At 70.9% G+C, this 17,938-nt stretch carries 19 protein-coding genes; 9 read left to right on the top strand and 10 right to left on the bottom strand.

Going from position 1 to position 17,938, the window contains the following annotated elements:
- Window positions 1–502, top strand: a 502-nt coding sequence (locus tag AB0M88_RS41770; RefSeq protein WP_364111719.1) for a hypothetical protein, incomplete at its 5' end; no start/stop codon positions are given.
- A 32-nt stretch (window positions 503–534) separates the two neighbouring features.
- Here the strand turns inward: AB0M88_RS41770 and AB0M88_RS41765 are convergent.
- Entirely contained in the window at window positions 535–1,263 is a 729-nt protein-coding gene (locus AB0M88_RS41765; protein WP_364111717.1) for an alpha/beta hydrolase, read from the bottom strand.
- A gap of 135 nt (window positions 1,264–1,398) precedes the next feature.
- Between AB0M88_RS41765 and AB0M88_RS41760 the strand changes: the two genes are divergently transcribed.
- On the top strand, window positions 1,399–2,229 hold the full coding sequence (locus AB0M88_RS41760) for a hypothetical protein (RefSeq protein ID WP_364111715.1): 831 nt from the start codon (window positions 1,399–1,401) through the stop codon (window positions 2,227–2,229).
- Between the two features lies 1 nt (window position 2,230).
- Here the strand turns inward: AB0M88_RS41760 and AB0M88_RS41755 are convergent, their stop codons facing one another.
- Complete coding sequence (locus AB0M88_RS41755) at window positions 2,231–4,570, bottom strand: ATP-dependent Clp protease ATP-binding subunit (RefSeq protein WP_364111723.1); 2,340 nt, start codon at window positions 4,568–4,570, stop codon at window positions 2,231–2,233.
- A 197-nt stretch (window positions 4,571–4,767) separates the two neighbouring features.
- Between AB0M88_RS41755 and AB0M88_RS41750 the strand changes: the two genes are divergently transcribed.
- Window positions 4,768–5,529, top strand: a complete 762-nt coding sequence (locus AB0M88_RS41750; protein ID WP_364111713.1) for a hypothetical protein — start codon at window positions 4,768–4,770, stop codon at window positions 5,527–5,529.
- 327 nt (window positions 5,530–5,856) lie between these two features.
- Here the strand turns inward: AB0M88_RS41750 and AB0M88_RS41745 are convergent, their stop codons facing one another.
- Window positions 5,857–6,249 carry an IS110 family transposase gene (locus AB0M88_RS41745; protein ID WP_364111721.1) on the bottom strand — a complete coding sequence of 131 codons (393 nt, stop codon included), beginning with the start codon at window positions 6,247–6,249 and terminating at the stop codon, window positions 5,857–5,859.
- A 319-nt stretch (window positions 6,250–6,568) separates the two neighbouring features.
- On the opposite strand from AB0M88_RS41745, the gene AB0M88_RS41740 reads away from it, so the two are divergent.
- Window positions 6,569–6,919: a YciI family protein gene (locus tag AB0M88_RS41740; protein WP_364111711.1), complete on the top strand. Its 351-nt coding sequence runs from the start codon at window positions 6,569–6,571 to the stop codon at window positions 6,917–6,919.
- A 162-nt stretch (window positions 6,920–7,081) separates the two neighbouring features.
- Here AB0M88_RS41740 and dhaK read toward each other — a convergent pair whose 3' ends face one another.
- Genes dhaK through AB0M88_RS41705 form a run of 7 tightly spaced genes read right to left on the bottom strand, consistent with a single transcriptional unit; the run spans window position 7,082 to window position 12,578 of the window.
- The gene (gene dhaK / locus AB0M88_RS41735) at window positions 7,082–8,077 is read right to left on the bottom strand and encodes a dihydroxyacetone kinase subunit DhaK (protein WP_364111709.1); all 996 of its coding nucleotides are present in this window, start codon (window positions 8,075–8,077) and stop codon (window positions 7,082–7,084) included.
- Between the two features lie 11 nt (window positions 8,078–8,088).
- Window positions 8,089–8,697 (bottom strand): dihydroxyacetone kinase subunit DhaL, encoded by a 609-nt coding sequence (gene dhaL / locus AB0M88_RS41730; protein ID WP_364111707.1) that lies wholly within the window; start codon window positions 8,695–8,697, stop codon window positions 8,089–8,091.
- A complete protein-coding gene (locus AB0M88_RS41725; RefSeq protein WP_364111705.1) occupies window positions 8,694–9,449 on the bottom strand; it encodes an HAD-IA family hydrolase in 756 nt (251 codons plus the stop codon). The genes dhaL and AB0M88_RS41725 overlap by 4 nt, the downstream gene beginning before the upstream one ends.
- Window positions 9,446–10,306, bottom strand: coding sequence for a class II fructose-bisphosphate aldolase (locus tag AB0M88_RS41720; RefSeq protein WP_364111703.1), 861 nt, complete (start codon window positions 10,304–10,306; stop codon window positions 9,446–9,448). Before AB0M88_RS41720 ends, AB0M88_RS41725 begins: the two co-directional genes overlap by 4 nt.
- 54 nt (window positions 10,307–10,360) lie before the next feature.
- On the bottom strand, window positions 10,361–11,497 hold the full coding sequence (locus tag AB0M88_RS41715; RefSeq protein ID WP_364111701.1) for a LuxR C-terminal-related transcriptional regulator: 1,137 nt from the start codon (window positions 11,495–11,497) through the stop codon (window positions 10,361–10,363).
- 49 nt (window positions 11,498–11,546) lie between these two features.
- Window positions 11,547–11,963: a DNA-binding protein gene (locus AB0M88_RS41710; protein WP_364111699.1), complete on the bottom strand. Its 417-nt coding sequence runs from the start codon at window positions 11,961–11,963 to the stop codon at window positions 11,547–11,549.
- Window positions 11,964–11,999: 36 nt separating this feature from the next.
- Window positions 12,000–12,578 (bottom strand): helix-turn-helix domain-containing protein, encoded by a 579-nt coding sequence (locus AB0M88_RS41705; protein ID WP_364111697.1) that lies wholly within the window; start codon window positions 12,576–12,578, stop codon window positions 12,000–12,002.
- Between the two features lie 79 nt (window positions 12,579–12,657).
- On the opposite strand from AB0M88_RS41705, the gene AB0M88_RS41700 reads away from it, so the two are divergent.
- The 5 genes from AB0M88_RS41700 to AB0M88_RS41680 all read left to right on the top strand — a co-directional run bounded on the left by AB0M88_RS41700 (window position 12,658) and on the right by AB0M88_RS41680 (window position 17,927).
- A complete protein-coding gene (locus AB0M88_RS41700) occupies window positions 12,658–14,772 on the top strand; it encodes a glycoside hydrolase family 3 C-terminal domain-containing protein (RefSeq protein ID WP_364111695.1) in 2,115 nt (704 codons plus the stop codon).
- A 38-nt stretch (window positions 14,773–14,810) separates the two neighbouring features.
- Window positions 14,811–15,344: a hypothetical protein gene (locus AB0M88_RS41695; protein ID WP_364111693.1), complete on the top strand. Its 534-nt coding sequence runs from the start codon at window positions 14,811–14,813 to the stop codon at window positions 15,342–15,344.
- Between the two features lie 46 nt (window positions 15,345–15,390).
- Window positions 15,391–16,224 carry an EamA family transporter gene (locus AB0M88_RS41690; protein WP_364111691.1) on the top strand — a complete coding sequence of 278 codons (834 nt, stop codon included), beginning with the start codon at window positions 15,391–15,393 and terminating at the stop codon, window positions 16,222–16,224.
- A 122-nt stretch (window positions 16,225–16,346) separates the two neighbouring features.
- The gene (locus AB0M88_RS41685) at window positions 16,347–16,844 is read left to right on the top strand and encodes a hypothetical protein (RefSeq protein ID WP_364111689.1); all 498 of its coding nucleotides are present in this window, start codon (window positions 16,347–16,349) and stop codon (window positions 16,842–16,844) included.
- A gap of 273 nt (window positions 16,845–17,117) precedes the next feature.
- Window positions 17,118–17,927 (top strand): hypothetical protein, encoded by an 810-nt coding sequence (locus AB0M88_RS41680; RefSeq protein WP_364111687.1) that lies wholly within the window; start codon window positions 17,118–17,120, stop codon window positions 17,925–17,927.
- Window positions 17,928–17,938: the final 11 nt, after the last annotated feature.

Here is a 17,938-nt window from a genome sequence, read left to right as displayed (position 1 = left end):
GGCCGCCCGGCCGGTGCACAGTCACCGCATGGACAACGGTCCCGAACCGGACGGGCGGCCGCGGCCGATGTTTCTGCAGGGCGTGGCCAACCGCCTCGTCCGCGGGCTCCTGCGGACACCGGTCCTCTCCCGCGGCATCGGCCGGCGCCTGGTCACGATCTACGCGGTGGGCCGCCGGTCCGGCAAGCGTTACGCCGTTCCGGTCGCCTACACCCGTCACGAGGGCGTGCTGCTGGTCGGGACGGCGTTCCGCTGGGCCCGCAACCTGCGGACCGGTGAGCCGGTGCAGGTCCGCTACCTGGGCCGGCTGCGCACGGCCGACGTCCGCGTCCACACCGACGAGGAAGCGGTGGTGGCCGACTACGCCGTCATCGCGCGCGACAACCGCAGCTTCGCCCGCTTCAACCGGATCGGCTTGGACGAGCACGGCGACCCGGACCCGGCCGACCTGCGCCGGGCCTGGCGGGCCGGGGCCTGCGTCCTGCGGCTCACCGTTCGCTGACCGTCCGGCCGTACGCGTCGTCCCGCTCGCCGTTACGGCACTTGCGCCGCGACCGCGGCCAGGATCAGCTCGGCGACCTTGTCCGGGTGGGCGACCGGGATCGCGTGCGAGGCGCCGTCGACCTCGACGATCTGCTTCGCGCCGGCCCGTTCGGCCATGAAGCGCTGCACCTCGACCGGGATGTTGCGGTCCGACCCGGCGAGCAGGAACCACGACGGTACGGTCAGCCAGGCCGGCGCTCCCGACCTGTCGGTGAGCACGACGTCGCGGGCCGGCCGCTGAGTCGCGGCCATCAGCGCGGCCTGCTCCCCGGAGAGGTCGGCCGCGAACTGCTCGTGGAACCGGTCGGGCCGGATGTAGAGATCGGTGGTCCCGTCGGCCAGCGGCACCGGCGCGAGGGTCTCGCCGAGGGTGCTCCCCGAGTCCGCACCCTGCACGTCGCCGACGCTTTCACCGTCGGCTGGGGCGAACGCGGCGATGTAGACCAGCGCCCGCACGTTGTCGTGGCCGCGCGCGGCGTTGGTGATGACCGACCCGCCGTAGGAGTGGCCGGCCAGCACGACCGGACCGTCGATCGACGAGACCACACCGGACACCGCGGCGGCGTCGCCATCGAGGCTGCGCAGCCCGTTGGCGGCGGCGACCACCCGGTGGCCGGCCGCCTGCAGGAGCGGGATCACGCCGGACCAGCTGGCCGACTCGGCGAAGGCGCCGTGCACCAGCACGACGGTGACATCAGACATGGCGACTACATCGGACATGGCGACCAAGCTAGGTCGCGACCCGGGCGAAGGAGCGGCGTCACCGGGAAGACCCGGGTGTGTGCGCGGTCACCGGGGGGATGACCGGGGCCGTAGCATCTTGATCTCTTCAGTGATCCGAGAGGCGATCCAACGGTGAATATTCGTCCTTCGCTCGCGGCGGCGGCCCTGCTCCTCACCCCGGCCGGGTGTCACGCCGCGTCAAGCGGGCCGGCCGCCGCCCCGAACACCGCCCCGGCCACCGCTCCGGCCACCGGGAAGCCGTCCCAGGCGGCCCTGATCGCGTCGATTCCGCAGCGGTCGTCGGTGCCGTTCCACTTCGCCGTCTCGGGTGGCGATGACGAGATGACCGGCGTCATCGACGGGCGTCACAACGCGGGCGAGTTCGACATGGTCAACGACTATCCGGCGGCCGGCTACTCGCTCGACATCGACCTCCTCGTGCTGGATCGGAAGGCCTGGGTGAAGCTGGCCTACAAGAAGCCGCGGAAGGGACACACGCTGCCGAAACAGTGGCTGACTCTGAACTACGACAAGGCCCTGAGGCTCAACGGCGGTGGACCCTTCGACTTCGGCCAGGAGAACGACCCGGGCCTCGTCACGCAGGTCTTCGTCTACGCCCAGAACGTTCGGGCGGCCGGGCCGGGCCAGATCTCCGGCACGACCGACATGACCTCGATGACCGGCGCCACCTTCCTCGGGCGGGACCATTTCGCCGCGCTGGGCAGCGGGGCCCGGGCGGTCCCGTTCACCGCGGTGCTCGACGGGGCGGGGCGATTGTCGTCGCTCTCCGTCCAGGTTCCGGCCGGTGGGAAGTTCGCCGCGACGACTTACCACGTCGCCTACACCGGTTACGGCAGCACGGCGCGGCCGGAGCCGCCGGCCGCCGGGGATCAGATCCCGGCGCCCGACAGCACCTACGAATTGTTCCGGGATGCTCAATATGCCGGGCCGGACGTCGGCTGAGTCAGGCCGGGGTCAGGTCGGCGCTGCGGAAGGTCAGCCGTTCGCCGTCGGAGTCGACGACGACGGTCTGGCCGGGGCGCAGCTCGTTGAAGAGGATCTGCTCGGAGAGGGTGTCTTCGAGCTCGCGCTGGATGGTGCGGCGCAGCGGCCGGGCCCCCAGCACCGGGTCGAACCCCTTCCTCGCCAGGTAGTCCTTGGCGTTCGCCGTCAGCTCGAGGCCCATGTCCTTGTTCTTGAGCTGGGTCTCGATGCGGGCGGTGAAGATGTCGACGATCTCGAGGATCTCGTTTTGCCGCAGCGGGTGGAAGACGATCGTGTCGTCGATGCGGTTGAGGAACTCCGGGCGGAAGTGCTTCTTCAACTCCTCGCTGATGCGGGCCGGGTCGGGCCCGGAGACCGAGGCCGACCCGAAGCCGACCGAGGCCGCGCCGCCGGTCCCCAGGTTGGTCGTCAGGATGATCACGGTGTTCTTGAAGTCGACGACGCGGCCCTGGCCGTCGGTCAGGCGGCCGTCCTCCAGGATCTGCAGCAGGGTGTTGAAGACGTCCGGGTGGGCCTTCTCGATCTCGTCGAACAGCACCACGCTGAACGGCTTGCGGCGCACCTTCTCGGTCAGCTGCCCGCCCTCGTCGTGGCCCACATAGCCGGGCGGGGCACCGACCAGGCGCGACACCGTCGCGTGGTCGTGGAACTCCGACATGTCGAGCTGGATCAGCGCGTCCTCGGATCCGAACAGGAACGAGGCCAGCGTCTTCGCGAGCTCGCTCTTCCCGATGCCCGACGTGCCGGCGAAGATGAACGACCCCGACGGCCGCTTCGGGTCCTTGATGCCGGCCCGGGTGCGGCGGATCGCCCTCGACACCGCGGCCACCGCGTCCTCCTGGCCCACCACCCGCTTGTGCAACTCCTCCTCCATGTGCAGCAGGCGGGCGGTCTCCTCCTCGGTCAGCTTGTAGACCGGGATGCCGGTCCAACTGGCCAGCACCGACGCGATCTGCTCCTCGTCGACCTCCTCGAACGGGGCTTCACCGACCCGGGCCGGCAGCTGCTTCTCCTGGTCGCGCAGCTGGGCGGCCCGCTCGAAGTCCTGCGCGTCGATCGCCGCCTCCTTTTCCCGGCGCAGCACGGCGATCCGCTCGTCCGGCGACGCGTTCAACCGGCGGAGGCACACCCGCGCGCCGGCCTCGTCGATCAGGTCGATCGCCTTGTCGGGCAGGAACCGGTCCGCGACGTACCGGTCGGCCAGCGTCGCCGCGGCGACCAGCGCCCGGTCGGTGATCGTCACCCGGTGGTGGGCCTCGAAGAGGTCCCGGAGGCCCTTCAGGATCTCGATCGTGTGGGCGAGCGACGGCTCGCCGACCGGGACCGGGTGGAAGCGGCGGTCGAGCGCCTTGTCCTTCTCGAAGACCTTCTTGTACTCGTCGAGCGTCGTCGCGCCGATCGTCTGCAGCTCGCCGCGGGCCAGCATCGGCTTGAGGATCGACGCGGCGTCGATCGCGCCCTCGGCCGCACCCGCCCCGACCAGCGTGTGGATCTCGTCGATGAACAGGATGATGTCGCCGCGGGTGCCGATCTCCTTGAGCACCTTCTTGAGACGCTCCTCGAAGTCGCCGCGGTAACGGGATCCGGCGACCATCGACGCCATGTCGAGGCTGAAGATGTGCTTGTCCCGCAAGGTCTCCGGCACGGTGCCGGCCACGATCGCGTGGGCCAGGCCCTCGACCACGGCCGTCTTGCCGACGCCGGGCTCGCCGATCAGGATCGGGTTGTTCTTCATCCGGCGGGACAGAGTGCGCATCACCTGCTCGATCTCCGGCTCCCGGTTGATCACCGGGTCGAGCTTTCCGGTACGGGCGTCGGCGGTCAGATCGTGGCCGTACTGATCGAGCACCGGTGACAACCGGGACGTCTCCGCCGGTTTCTCGCTGGGCTCGGCCAGCAGCTCGAGCACCCGCTGGCGCACCTGGCCGAGATCGGCACCCAGCAGGCGGGCCGCGACCCCGTCGCCCTCCCGCACCAGCCCGAGCAGGATGTGCTCGGTGCCGATGTAGTTGTGCCCCAGCTGCAGCGCCTCGCGCAGCGCCAGCTCGAGCACCTTCTTGGCCCGCGGGGTGAACGGGATGTGCCCGCCCGGCTCCGCCTCGCCCCGGTCGACCCGCCGCCGGATGTCTTGGAGAGAGACACCCAGGCCCTTCAGCGCCTGGGCCGCGGCACCCTCACCCTCGCTGAGCAGCCCGAGCAGCAGATGCTCGGTGCCGATGTAGTTGTGGTTGAGCATCCGGGCCTCATCCTGGGCCAGGACCACAACCCGGCGGGCCCGGTCGGTGAACCGCTCGAACATCACACTCACGCCCTCGTCGCGAAGCCCCACGCACCCCGCCGTCGAACGCAAGCGGACAGGAGAAGACGAATGCGCTGAGTCGGAGCCTCTTGGCGTGAGAGCGGAACCCGCGTGGGGGATCCCGCAACGCTCGTGCAGGCGCTGCTGCCCCCTCACCGTACAACGGTTCGCCCTACGATGAGCGGAGGGAGGACACGATGACCGGAACCCGCAGCCACCGATCCGCATCCGACCGGGCCCGCCGCCGTGCGATCCGGGCCTACGCGACCGAGCGGGGCGTGCCCTATTCGGTCGCCGCGCGCCTGCTCAGCGGCCCGACGGCCAAGCGTTTCCCGGTCGGCGACGACGAGCATCGAGCATGGATGTTCGCTGCGCGCGAACACCGGTCGTACCTCTCCCGGGTGAGCGACGCGCGGCAGGCGGGCGACCTCCCGCTCGGCCGCGCCGCGCACCTGACGCGGCGGTTCCCGCCGCTGCGCACGCCGGCCGGCAACTTCTATTTCGGTGCCGGCCGCGAGGCGGCGCTCTCGATGCTGTACGCGGTGGTGAGTCATGAAACGCCCGGCCTGCTTCCGGGCCCCGACGAGTTGGCGTGGGCCGCCGAGCTGGGCGAGGAGTCGGCGGTCGACATCGCCTGCGCCGCGCTCGACCGGGCCGCCCGGCTCCTGCTCGAGCTCGACAGCTGGCGCCTGTGGCCCCGGGTCGAGGCGGCCCTGACCGCCGGCGAGGCCAGCCCCGACTCCCCGGTCCGCGACGCGGCCCGGCAGCTGAACCGCGAGCTCCGCTCGACCAGCCTCCGCGGCTCCCTCCCCGGCGTCCGCCAGATCCTCGACGCGCTGCTGGTCGAGCCCTACAACGGGCTGCCCCCGGGCGCCCGCACCCGCAAGGGCGTCGTCACCGGCGCCCGCTGGTCGTCGAACGGCCCACCGGTCGATTACGACACGCTGACCCCGGCCTGATGCGAGGTGTCCTGTTCGACGCCGGCGGCGTGCTGATCCGGCCGGTCGGCGGCCGCTCGACGGCTGGCCCGGCACCGCTCCGCGGGCCGCCTACCATCGGGCGGTCCTGGCCGCGATGGGCGTCGACGATCCCGTCCCGGAGCTGCTGCACGCGTTGGAGGCGCCGGCCGCCGGCCCGGCCGTCTCGCTGTTTCCGGACGTGCCCGGCGACCCCGCGAATGCCTGTTCATCGACGACGACCCGGAGCTGGTGGCCGCCGCCCGCGACCTGGGCTACCACGGCGTCACCCTCAACCGCGCCGGCCCGCCGACGGCCGGCGTCATCGCGTCACTGAAAGACCTCCCTCCCCTGATCCGCTGAGGCGACAGGCACGGCACCGGCCGTGGCTGCCATTCGCGATGCCCCTATGGATGTAAAGGGCAGAGAGAGGTGCTGGCGTCGGCGTGACGACCTCGACAGTCCCTCAGTGGTGCGCCGGTGGAGATAGACACGGGTGCGTAGATCCCGGCGCAGGCTGGCCAGCACGGCTCTGAACAGGGCGGGGTTCGCGTGGCGGTTGCCACCACGGTTGAGCCGGTGCCTGCTTGTCCTGCCGGAGGATGCCGCGACCGGGCCGAGGCCGCATAAGGCGGCGAAGGATCCCTCGCTGGCCAACCTATGCGGGTTGTCGCCCGCGACGATCAAGAACGTGGCGGCGCTGTCGACACCGACCCCACGCAGCTCGAACAGCCGGATCCAGCTCGATGCACGCGCGCAGCAGCCGCGCTGTCGTCAGCGCTGCCAGCGGCTCGCGGAGCACCGGCTCGGCGTTGACCAGCACGGCGTGAAGTGCCTGATCATCCTCACGGGCCGGGTAGTCGATTCGGTCGGACTTCTCGGAAGTAGTGCGCGGGGCCATCCCGGTGACCCGCGGCTCGTCGGCGTTGAGCACCCGCCACGCCGGCTCAGGAAATTCCGGGCTGGGTGTCGGATCGGGCGGGCGCCGTTCGTAGCGTAGGTGGAGGCGGACACCGGGTCCGGCCGAGCAGAGGGAGTGACCATGCCCGAGTACCTCATCTACTTCAACCAGCAGTGGGTGGGTGACCACACCGAGGAGTGGTTCCGCGGACGCGGGCCGCTCGCCCGGGCGGTCGTTGAGGAGATCAAGGCCGCCGGGGTGCACGTCTTCAACGGGGGCCTGGAGGAAGAGGACGGCCCGGTCTTCAGCGCTGACGCGACGGGCGGCACGGTGCTGTTCACCGACGGGCCGTACGTCGAGAGCAAGGAGTTCCTGGGCGGGCTGACCATCGTGGACGTGCCGGACGAGGAGGCGGCCAGGATGTGGGCCGGCAAGATCGCCGAAGCGTGCGGCTGGCCCCAGGAGGTCCGCCGGTTCAAGCCGCGGCGCTGAGCCCCGGGATGAGATGACGGTTACCGGGGCGACCGGGTCGCATCGCGTTTCTCCCCGGGGCTGGGCCGGCGTCGGTCCGGTTCCGGGCCGCGGCGCCGCCGCCGGGCGCCCGGCGCTCGATCAGCAGGGCCGGGTGCCCGGCCGGCGACCGGACGTTCGCGGTCAGAAGATGTGGATGGCGCTCTCGGCCGGGGCGGCCAGCAGGCCTTCGATCTCGTCGTCCAGGCGGGTGAGGGTGAGTGACGCGCCGGCCATGTCGAGCGACGTGCAGTACTCGTTGACGTAGCTGCGGCCGACCGTGATGCCGCGCTCGGCCAGGCGCTGGTGGGCGCGCCGGTAGACGATGTAGAGCTCGCTGACCGGCGTGCCGCCGAGGCCGTTGATCATCAGGGCGACGCGGTCGCCGCTGTTGTAGGGCAGGTCGGTGACGACCGCCTCGAGCATGTCGTCGACGATCGCGTCGGCTTCCTTGATTTTGCGGCGTTCGCGGCCCGGCTCGCCGTGAATGCCGACGCCGAACTCGATCTCGTCGGCGCCCAGTTCGAACAGGGGGGAGCCCTTGGCCGGGGGAGTGCAGGCGGTCAGCGCGACGCCGAGCGTACGGGTGACGTCGTTGACCTTGTTGCCGATGCGCAGCAGCTCGTCGAGGTCGGCGCCCTGCTCGGAGGCGGCCCCGACGGCCTTGATGACGAAGAAGTTGCCGGCCACGCCGCGACGGCCGACCGTGTACGTCGAGTCCTGCACCGCCACGTCGTCGTTGATCGTGAGGATCTCGGCGCGTACGCCGTCGGCCTCGGCCATCTCCTTGCCCATGTCGAACGCCATGCGGTCGCCCGTGTAGTTGTTGACCAGCAGCAGTACGCCCTTGGGCGAGTTGAGCAGCTTGGCCGTCTCGTACACGTAGTCCATCGGGGGAGCGGCGAACACGTCGCCCGGGCAGGCCGCGTCGAGCATGCCCTTGCCGACCGCCATCACGTGGGCCGGCTCGTGCCCGGAGCCCGAGCCCTGAATGATCGACACCTTGTCGGCGCGGGGCGCGTCGGCCCGCATGATCAGGTTGTAGTCGGGGACGTAGCGCAGGGTGTCCGGGTTGGCGAGGGCGATCCCCTCGAGCATCTCGGGCACGTACCGTTTCGGATCGTTGATGAACTTTTTCACGCCGGTGCTCCCTACTTCTGCCAGGTCTCGCTGATCCGTTCGGCGATGACCGCCACCGCCGTCGCGCCCGCGTCGACCGAACCCCGGCTCCGTTCGCCGGTGTACGCCGCGCGTCCCCGCTTAGCCACCATCCCGGCCGTCGCGTCGGCCGCCTTCCGGGCCGCCGCAGTGGCCGCCGCCAGTGCCTCGCCGCCGCTCGAACCTGCTTCGAGCGAGGCCGAAAGAGCGAGGGTGAACGGCACCAGGGCGTCGAGCAGCGTCTTGTCGCCGACGTCGGACTGGCCGCGCGCCTTGATGCCCTCGATCGCCGCCTGCAACATCGCCACGACACCCGAGCCGGCCGCGCTCCCCGCCCGCAGGAACGCCGTCCCCCACAGGGGGCCGGAAGTGCCGCCGATCCGGGAGGCGATCACCATTCCGCTGCGCTTCAGGAAGGTGCCGGCGTCCGTACGATCCAGCCCGTCCCACCCTTCCAGCAGCTTCTCGAAACCGCGGGCCAGCGAATAGCCGAAGTCGCCGTCGCCGACCACCGAGTCGAGGTCCCCGAAGTACTTCTCGTTCTCGATCGCGGTCTCGGCGATGGTCCGCACCACGAATTCGGTCTGTTCCAGATCGGTCATCGCCCGTCTCCGTCTCTCAAACACGCGCGCAGGTCGTCGAGCGTCAGGTAGGCGCCCGGCCGTGCCGGACCGCGGTTGGCCAGCACCTCGACCGGGGGCCGGCCCGGGTCGCCGAGCTCCGGGACGACCAGGACCGCCTCGGTGAAGTCCTCGTCCTCGGTGTAGCCGTTGACCGTGACCAGGCAGCGCAGCCCGGCCCGGGTCGCGGCGAGGAGGCCGTTCCGGGAGTCCTCGATCACGAGCGTGTCCGCTTTGTCCAGCCCGAGCCGGGAGGCGGTCAGCTCGTAGATCGCCGGATCCGGTTTCTTGGCCGGCACGATGTCACCGGCGAAGACCGGCACCCGTTCGGCGATCCGCGGGCCGACGGCGTGCTGGAGCACCGCGCGTACGGAAGGCTCGGCCGAGGTCGACGCGACCGCGACCGTCCATCCCTGGTCGAGGGCCTCGCCGATGATCCGGGCGATGCCCGGTCGAGGCGGGAGGTCACCGACCAGTTGCTGGAAGATCGCGGTCTTGGTCCGGTGCCAGAGGGCCAGATCGTCCCTACGGTGCGCGGCGGCGAAGGACGGATCGTCGAACAGGCTGGCCATCCGCTCTTTACCGCCGCCGATCTTCAGCTTCTCGCCGTATTCCTCTTCGCTCCAGTGGACGTTCAATCCGAACTGGGCAAAGGTCGCGTTGAACGCGGGCAGATGGCCATACCGTTCGGTGTCGGCCAGCACCCCGTCGCAGTCGAAGATCAGCGCGGTCACCAGGCTCGCCCCGAACCGCCGAACAGCCGGATGTGCCTCGTGGCCATCTCGACCACCGCGTCGCGCTGATGCCGGAACAGCGACGGCGGATCCCACTTGCCTTTCTCGGCCGTCTCGCGCAGGAATTCCAGCCCCGACTTCATGAAGGTCTCCTTCAGCGCGGTCGAGATGTTCACCTTGGCGCAGCCGCGCGCGATCAGGTCGGTGAACTGCTCGTCCGACAACCCGGTTCCGCCGTGCAGGGCCATCGGGATGCCGGTCGCCTCGACCAGGTCGGTGACGCGCTGGGCGTTGAGGGTCGGGGCCTGTTTGTATTGCCCGTGCGCGTTGCCGATCGCCGGCGCGAAACAGTCGACGCCGGTCGCCGTGATGAAGTCGACCGCCGTTTCCAGGCTCTGGATCTGTGAGGCGTCATCCGAGCCGAGGTCGTCCTCGACGCCCTGAATGCCCTCGATCTCACCCTCGACGTGGCCGCCCGTCTTGCGGGCCTCGGCGACGACCTCGGCGGTCTGCCGCCGGTTTTCGGCGACGTCGAGTTCGTGGGCGTCGAAAAGGACGGAGTTCCAACCACCGGCCAGGCAGTCGGATATGACCGTCCTGTCCGGGCAATGGTCCAAATGCAGAGTGACCGGAACATCGACGTCTGTGACCAGAGCCTGGAAGATCCCGAACAGCTGCGCCCGGCCGTACTGACGCACGGTCTTGACCGAGGTCTGCAGAATGACCGGCGCCCGCTCCCGCACCGCGGCCGCCAGCACGGCCTCGATCGACAGGTCATTGATGATGTTGAAGGCGGCCACGCCGTAGCGCTCGGCCAGCGCCCGGTCGAGGATCTCCTTCATCGCGACGACAGGCATGCTCCTCAGTGAAGCCACCCCGATCGCGAACCGGTATGGGGAAAATCCCCCGGGTTACCACTCGTTGCGCAGCACGGCCATCACCGCGGCGGTCCGATTCGTCGTGTTCGTCTTGCGCATGATCGCCCCGACGTGCTTCTCGACGGTCTTGGCCGACAAAACCAGGCGGGCGGCGATCGCCCGGTCGGTAAGACCTTCGCGAAGAAGGGCCAGGACCTCGGTTTCTCTCGGCGTGAGGGGTCCCGCCTTGTTCCCGTACGCGACGGGGCCGCCCGTTTCGGCTGAGCGTCCCGCCCCTGAGCGCGTGTCCGGCGGGTCGTCCTCGGCGGTTCCGGGCGCGATCACGTCGGCGCCGATCGAATACGGAAGGTCGGCCCGGACGAGCACGCCCCACCCGCGTACCTCCTGAACCGTGACGCCGCCGCCGGCGTGGCGCAGAAGCTCCTCCCAGGTCGTCGTGCCCATGCCCAGGGGGTCGGGCTCGCCGGCCGGAAGGCCGGTGCTCTCGTCCTGCACCAGCACCCGCAGGCCCTGCGGCCGATAGACGATCGCCACGTGCAGGCGCGGATGCGGCCGTCGCCGCGCGGCCGCCGCCACCAGGTCGGCCGCCGCCCGGGCCAGCTCGGGTGAGACCGGCCGCACCAGCCCGGCCTCGGTGACCACGCCGCCGAACCGCCGCCGGATCTCCCCGGCCGGCGACGCCTCCCGCCGCCCCGACTGGATGATCGCCGCCGCGGCGGTCTGCGTCAGCGCCTCGAGGTCGTCGACCTCGCGGGCCGAGAAGCGCCCGCCCTTCCCGGTGAACGCGACGTTGACCGCGATGACGTCGCCGCGCCACCAGATCGGCACGGCCGCGGCCGGCCCCTTACGCCCCGGATGCCGGCCGTGGAGGTGATTGGTCCGCATCCGCCCGTAGTCGGCGATCACCACCGGCTGCCGCTCGCCGTACGCCTGCCCGGTCGCCCCCTCGTCGAGCGGGAACGAGTCGCCGAGGCGGCAGAAGTCGCCGTATTCGGCGACCTTGACATAGCTGCCGTGGTCGGGGTCGACGAGCGAGACGCTGCCGGCCACCGACCCGGTCAGCCGCCGCGTGTGCCCGAGCAGCCGCTTGAGGACGGCCGCCAGCCGCAGATCCCCGAACACGTCGGCGACCGCCTCATCCAGCCGAAACCCAGCCACCAGCGGCGACATACCCCGAACCTATGGTCTCGGTGAGGCGGCGGCAACGGCCGGACGGGCGCTAATCACCGGTCTCGGATCGCGACTCCAACCGCTCGAATCGCTGCCGGGCCGCCTGGGGAGTGTTGAGGCCGAGGCTGAACGCGATCTCCTGCCAGGTCATGCCGCGGTTCCGGGCGGTCTTCAACAGGTGCAGCTCGGTCGAGTCGAGGTCGGCCCGGACGTTCGGCAGAAGAGTCAACGCCGCGACGAGGTCGTCGCGGTCGACGGCCTCCTCGCCGTCCTCCGTGACGATCGTGCCGCCCGCCAGCCCGGCCACGAGCCGAACCACCTCGTGCGGGTCCGGCATGAGCGGATGAACCTGGCGCGCGCGCCGCTCCGGGCGGCCGGCGTGCCGATCGACGAGGTGCGTCAGAGCTTGAAAGGTGCGCTCGGCGCGCTGGGCCCCCGAGTCGGGCCGGGTGAAGAGATCGGACATGCGGCCCAGCATGTCAGCTCAACAGACTGTTTTCAACTAAACGTTTAAACGAGTCGCGAAGAGGGCGTCGGCGAAGCCGGTCCAGAGCTGCCACATGTCGAGGGTGGGGTCGCGCAGCCAGTTGAGCTGGATGCCGTCCATGAAGGCGTAGATCTCGACCGCGACCTGGGCCGCCGGCCGGTCGAAGCCGTCGAGCAGGGCGCCCATGTCGGCCATCCCGGAGCGCAGGCGCCGGGCGAAGTAGTCGTGCGCGGGGTGGGACGGGTCGAGGGCCTCGGCGGCGAGCACGGTGTAGAGCCGGACGATCTCGGGCTGGGCCAGGTTGCGGCGGACCACGTCGTCGAGGAGCTCGCGAGCGCCGGGGCGCGGGTCGCGGTCCCGGAAGCGGCGCATGGCCGCGTCGTCGCGCTCGTCGCGGCCGGCCAGCACGTCGAGGAGCAGCTGTTCCTTGGAGCCGACGTGGTGGAGCACCCCGGCCCGGGTCAGCCCGGTCGCGGCGGCGAGCGCGCTGATCGAGAAGCGGTGGTAGCCGTTGCGGGCGATCAGGGCGGTGGCCTCGTCGACCAGCTGGGCGCGCCGCGCACCGGCGGTCAGCCGAACTCTTCTGCCGCTCATGCCGACCTCCTTGCCGCGCCCGGGAAGTGATCGTAGGGTGAAGCCGCTACCTACACCACTGTAAGTAAGGACGGTCGCCATGCCTTTCGCGGACGCTCTGGCCCGGGTGCGCGCGGGCGCCGACCCCGGCAAAGAGGCTGAGGCCCTGCTCGCCGAGCTCACGCCGGAGGAGAAGCTCTGGCTGCTCGACGGCGACGACGACTTCTGGCCCGGTCTGGCCGAGATGTCGGCCGGCTACAACCTGCGGCCGATCCTGATGGGCGCGGTCGACCGGCTCGGCATCCCCGGGCTGCGGTTCAGCGACGGGCCGCGCGGCGTGGTGATGGGCCAGTCGACGGCGTTCCCGGTCTCGATGGCGCGCGGCGCGACCTGGGACGTCACCCTCGAGGAGCGGGTCGGCCTGGCGATCGGCCGGGAAATGCGCGCCCAGGGCGCCAACTTCTTCGGCGGCGTCTGCATCAATCTGCCGCGGCACCCGGCCTGGGGCCGGATTCAGGAGACGTACGGCGAGGACCCGCTCCTGCTCGGCGAATTCGGGGCGGCCCTGGTGCGCGGCGTGCACCGCAACGCGATGGCGGTGGCCAAGCACTACGCGCTCAACAGCATGGAGAACGCGCGTTTCACGGTCGACGTGCGGGCGTCCGACGAGACGCTGCACGAGGCGTTCCTGCCGCACTTCCGGCGCGTGGTCGAGGAGGGCGTCGACGGCATCATGACGTCCTACAACTCGGTCAATGGCGAATGGGCCGGGCAGAACGCGGTGCTCATGGAGGAAATCCTCCGCGGCCGCTGGGGCTTCGAGGGCGTGACCGTCTCCGACTTCATCTGGGGCCTGCGCGACCCCGGGAAGTCGCTGCGCAACGGGCTCGACGTCGAGGAGCCGTTCCGGCAACAGCGCGCCTCGCAACTGCCGGCCCTGCTGGAATCGGGCGAGGCGTCGTGGGACGACGTCGACCGGGCCGGGCGCCGGATCCTGCGGACCCAGTTGGCGTTCTACGCCTCGGATCTGGAGGACGAACCGTCGCCCTCGGTCGTCTTCTCGGCCGAACACCGCGAGCTGGCCCGCGAAGTCTCCCGCGCCTCGATAGTGCTGCTCAAGAACGAGTCGGTGCTGCCGCTCAAGGCGTCCGAACTGTCGTCGATCGCGGTGGTCGGCCGATTGGCCGACGTCCCGAACACCGGCGATCACGGGTCGTCCGACGTGCGCTCTCCCGCGGTCACGACGGCATTGCAGGGCCTTTCGGCCGCGCTCCCGGGCGTACGCGTCAAGCGCGCGACCGAAGACGGCGCGCAAGCGGCGGCCGAGGCCGCACGTGACGCCGACGCCGCGATCGTGGTCGTCGGTTACACCGCGGCCGACGAGGGCGAATACGTCGGAGACGACGCCACCGCCGACCCGGCTCTGCTCGCGCTCTATCCGCCGGCGCCGTCGGCCGAAGACCCGTCGATGGCCAACGGCGTGATGGTCGGCGCGATGGGCGGCGACCGCGCGAGCCTGCGCCTCCGGCCGGCGGACGTGGAGCTGATCAGGGCGGTGGCCGCCGTCAATCCGCGAACCGTGGTCGTCATCGTCACCGCCGGGGCCGTCATCACCGAGGAATGGCGGTCGTCGGTTCCGGCGGTGCTGATCGGCTGGTACGGCGGAGTTTCCGGCGGGCAGGCACTGGCCGACGTGCTGCTCGGGGAATGCGACGCGTCCGGACGGCTGCCCTATTCGATTCCGGCCGACGAGTCGCATCTGCCGTTCTTCGACCGCGACGCGACGTCGATCGTCTACGACAAGTGGTTCGGGCAGCGGCTGCTCGACCGCGACGGCGTCGAGGCGGCGTTCCCGCTCGGATTCGGCTTGTCCTACACCAGTTTCGCCATTTCCTCGGTGTCGGTCAGCGCGGTCGCCGACGAGTCGTTCACGGCCACGGTCGACGTGTCGAATACGGGTTCGCGGGACGGCCGGCACGTAGTTCAGCTCTACGGCGTCGTGTCCGCCGACGATTTCCCCCGCCGGGTCCTGCTGGGCTTCGCGCCGGTTTCGCTGCCCGCCGGCTCCTCGGCGACGATTACCGTGCGTGGCTCCGTGCGACCGCTGCTGCGATGGACCGGGGTGGGCTTCACACCGGCCGCGACCGAGGTCGTCGTGGAGGCGGCCGGCTATTCGGGCGATCCCGCCGCGGCCACCGTTCCGCTGCACTTGTAACCTCCGGTAGCTCTCGCTACCCCTCCCGGAGGATCGCCGTGGAATCGTGGGACACCTTCGCCGTCATCGTGGGCGGCGCCGCCGCCGCGCTGCTCGGCCTTCTCTTCATCGCCATTTCCATTCGCCTCAATGTGTTCGCCTCGAACGTGGAACTACGGAACCGGGCCGGCGGAACGCTCACCCTGTTCGGAATCGTGCTGTTGCTGGCCCTGCTGCTCGCGATCCCGGGGCAGTCCCGCCGGGTGCTCGGCGTCGAGATCGTCGTGCTGGCCGTGCTCGGCGGGCTGGGGCTCTTCGTGCTCAACTGGCGGGCCGGCCGCAACCGCGGCCAGCAGGTCATCGGGCGGGTGCTCGAGATGGTCTCGCCCGACACGGTGACCACGGTGCTGCTGCTGGTCAGTGGGCTCCTGCTGGTCTTCCGGGTCACGGCCGGCATGTACGTGCTGGTCGCCCCGGTCATCACGGCCTTCGTCGGCGGCCTGACCAGCGCGTGGCTGTTCATGACGCGGGTCCCGGATCAGACGCCGGCGCCGGCCGGGCCGGACTCGTCGTTCCCGAAGGCCGCTCTTTAGATGTAACCCGGTTCCGCCCGGCCGGCGGGGCGCCTACGGTCCGACCATGAGAACGGCACCGCTGCTCGTGGTCCTGTCGGTGGCGTGCTCGCAGGCCGGGGCGGCCATCGCCCGCACACTCTTCGACTCCCTCGGCCCGCCCGGGGTCCTGCTGATGCGGATGGGCGTCGCGGCCGTGGTCTTCATCGTCGCGGTCCGCCCCCGGGTGTGGACGTGGACCGCGGCGGCCTGGCGGGCGGCGGCGCTGCTCGGCGCCTTCGCGGCCGGGCTCACGCTGCTGTCCTACCTGGCGTTCGCCCGCGCACCGCAGGGCATCGTGGTGACCCTGTCGTTCGTGGGGCCGCTCGTGCTGGCGCTGGTGCAGACCCGCCGGGTCGGCGACCTGGTGTGGGCGCTGGCGGCCGGCGCCGGCGTGGTGCTGCTCGGCCTGCGGGCCGGGGTCGACGCGCCGTGGGCCGGGCTGCTGCTCGGCCTGGCCGCCGGGGCGTGCGGCGCCGGATACATCGTGTTCACCGCGCGCCTGGGCGGGGCGGTGCCGGGCCTCGGCGGGCTGGCGGTCGCGTTCGCGGTCGCCACGCTGGTCGTGCTGCCGTTCGGCGTGGTGGGGGCGGCGCACGCGTGGGGGCATCCGAGGCTGCTGGCCGGCGGGCTCGCGGTGTCGCTGCTGTCGTCGGTGGTGCCGTACGCGCTGGAGCTGATGGCGTTGCGCCACCTGCCGACCCGCGTCTTCGGCGTGCTGATGAGCCTCCAGCCGGCCGGCGCGGCGATCGCCGGGCTGCTCATCCTCGGCCAGCACCTCGGCCCGGCCCCGCTGGTGGCGTTGGTGCTGGTGACCGCGGCCGGTGTCGGCATCACCCGCCGACGCGGCCGACCGGCATGAGTGACGACTGAACCGTCGAGGTCGCGGCGCGCTGCGGCCCGTTCACCTGCGCGGTGACGAAGACCGCGATCACCCCAAGGGTCGCCCAAGCGGCCGATGCACCCTGCTGCGATCATGGGCCTGTGGTCGGTCCCGTCCCCTCGATAGCTCAGGTCCCGCTGGCCGAAGCGCTCCCACCGTTCTGTTCCGGCGCCGAGGACGAGCTGCGACGACTGTCGTCAGCGCTCGAGCAACATCGGCTCGCCGCCGGCCGAACCGAATGGCACTGGTACCCGCAGCACTCGACGACACCCGGACAGCCGGAGGCAAGCCACTTCCTCATCGTCTTCGACGCGACGGTCACGTTGTTCAGCAGCGGCACCGACTCCCTGGCGCTGACGATCGACGTCGCCTGGCTGGGCCGGCAGCTCACGGTGAACGCCGCGGTCGAGGTGGCCTGCTGGTGCGCCGACTATCACGGCGTGCACCACGTCCGCGAAGGACAGTGGCTTGTGGACAGTAGTGCCGCAGTGGTCGCCGCCTTTGCGGCCGGCACGGCGATGCTCTCGGATGTGCTTGATTCGGGCCCCTACGAGCCAGGCCCGTGGCGGATCGAGTCCCACCTTCCCGATGCGCCCTGACCGAGGAGAACTGCTACTTTCGCCGACCCGCGCTGATGGCGGCGGCCAGTCCGATGATCATCAGGACGACGATGAGACAGAGGAACAAATGCCACGGTTTGATCGCGCCCATGGCCAGGGACCATACCGGGGCCGGGCAAGGGCCGAGCCGGGTCGCCTTGTAGCCCAGGTCACAGCCCACGGTAGGGTGCCTCCTCGCGATGGTGATGAAGCCGGCGAGCGATGTCGATGCCGCTGAGCACGTTGGCGCCGAGCCGAGGAGGACCACTGACTGTGCAAGAGCCCGCCGGCGCGACCGACGGGAACCCCGTTGGGCAGGAGACGACCGCCGCCGAGGAAGTAGCCGCCGAGCCGGCTCCGGATGGGGAGCGGGCCGAGGAAGTAGCCGCCGAGCCGGCTCCGGATGGGGAGCGGGCCGCCGAGGCCGAGGACGCCGAGCCGGCGCCGGAAGGGGAGCGGGCAGGAGGCGAGGACCTCGCTCGGGACGCGGAGCCGGCCGGGGAAAGCGCGGACGAAGAGGCCGAGCCGCCATCGGACCCCGCCGCGACGGCCCCGGAAGACTCGGACCTGGGCGAGCAGCCCGAGGAGCCGATCGCCGACGACGCGGTGGACGGGGCGGCCGACGATGAGGACGAGAGCGGGGAGCCGGAGCCCGACTACGAGATCCTGCCGCTCGCCGAGGCGGACTTCGAGGACGAGGACGGCGACTACGAGGACGACCAGCCGCCGGCCGGGTTCGACAAGCGGCCCGACGTCTACAACTGGATCCTGACGCCCGTGACGACGCTCGTGGTCGGGCCCATACTCGCGGCCGTGATCGGGCTCTTCGTCGGCGAGCGGGCCACGAACTATCCGCGCGTCTGCGCACCGGTCCGGCTGGCGAACGGCTGCGAGGAGACGTTGCTGCGGCTGGGCGCCGAGCACGCGGTCGCGTTCCTGTTCTTCTGGCTGCTGCTCTGGGCGATGCCGTGGTGGCGCGGTCTGCGGGCGTACCGGATCGGGCTGGCCGTCGTGACGGCCTTGATTCTGATCGCGGTGCCGCTGCGGCTGATCGCCTCGATTCAGGTCGGCGACACCTACTGAGCAGAAACGGG

This window comes from Actinoplanes sp. NPDC051411, assembly GCF_040682075.1.
In the GTDB taxonomy this organism is placed as follows: domain Bacteria; phylum Actinomycetota; class Actinomycetes; order Mycobacteriales; family Micromonosporaceae; genus Actinoplanes.
The sequence above is the reverse complement of the archived record's forward strand: the minus strand, read 5'-3'. Positions and strand labels throughout refer to the sequence as shown.

Bases quoted from the DNA above. Each gene is read 5' to 3' on its own strand.
- AB0M88_RS41765 (WP_364111717.1), bottom strand. From the start codon at position 1,263: ATGTCCGATGTAGTCGCCATGTCTGATGTCACCGTCGTGCTGGTGCAC.
- AB0M88_RS41720 (WP_364111703.1), bottom strand. From the start codon at position 10,306: ATGCCTGTCGTCGCGATGAAGGAGATCCTCGACCGGGCGCTGGCCGAG.
- AB0M88_RS41710 (WP_364111699.1), bottom strand. From the start codon at position 11,963: ATGTCCGATCTCTTCACCCGGCCCGACTCGGGGGCCCAGCGCGCCGAG.
- AB0M88_RS41740 (WP_364111711.1), top strand. From the start codon at position 6,569: ATGCCCGAGTACCTCATCTACTTCAACCAGCAGTGGGTGGGTGACCAC.
- AB0M88_RS41750 (WP_364111713.1), top strand. From the start codon at position 4,768: ATGACCGGAACCCGCAGCCACCGATCCGCATCCGACCGGGCCCGCCGC.
- AB0M88_RS41755 (WP_364111723.1), bottom strand. From the start codon at position 4,570: ATGTTCGAGCGGTTCACCGACCGGGCCCGCCGGGTTGTGGTCCTGGCC.
- AB0M88_RS41690 (WP_364111691.1), top strand. From the start codon at position 15,391: ATGAGAACGGCACCGCTGCTCGTGGTCCTGTCGGTGGCGTGCTCGCAG.
- AB0M88_RS41715 (WP_364111701.1), bottom strand. From the start codon at position 11,497: ATGTCGCCGCTGGTGGCTGGGTTTCGGCTGGATGAGGCGGTCGCCGAC.
- AB0M88_RS41705 (WP_364111697.1), bottom strand. From the start codon at position 12,578: ATGAGCGGCAGAAGAGTTCGGCTGACCGCCGGTGCGCGGCGCGCCCAG.
- dhaL (WP_364111707.1), bottom strand. From the start codon at position 8,697: ATGACCGATCTGGAACAGACCGAATTCGTGGTGCGGACCATCGCCGAG.
- AB0M88_RS41700 (WP_364111695.1), top strand. From the start codon at position 12,658: ATGCCTTTCGCGGACGCTCTGGCCCGGGTGCGCGCGGGCGCCGACCCC.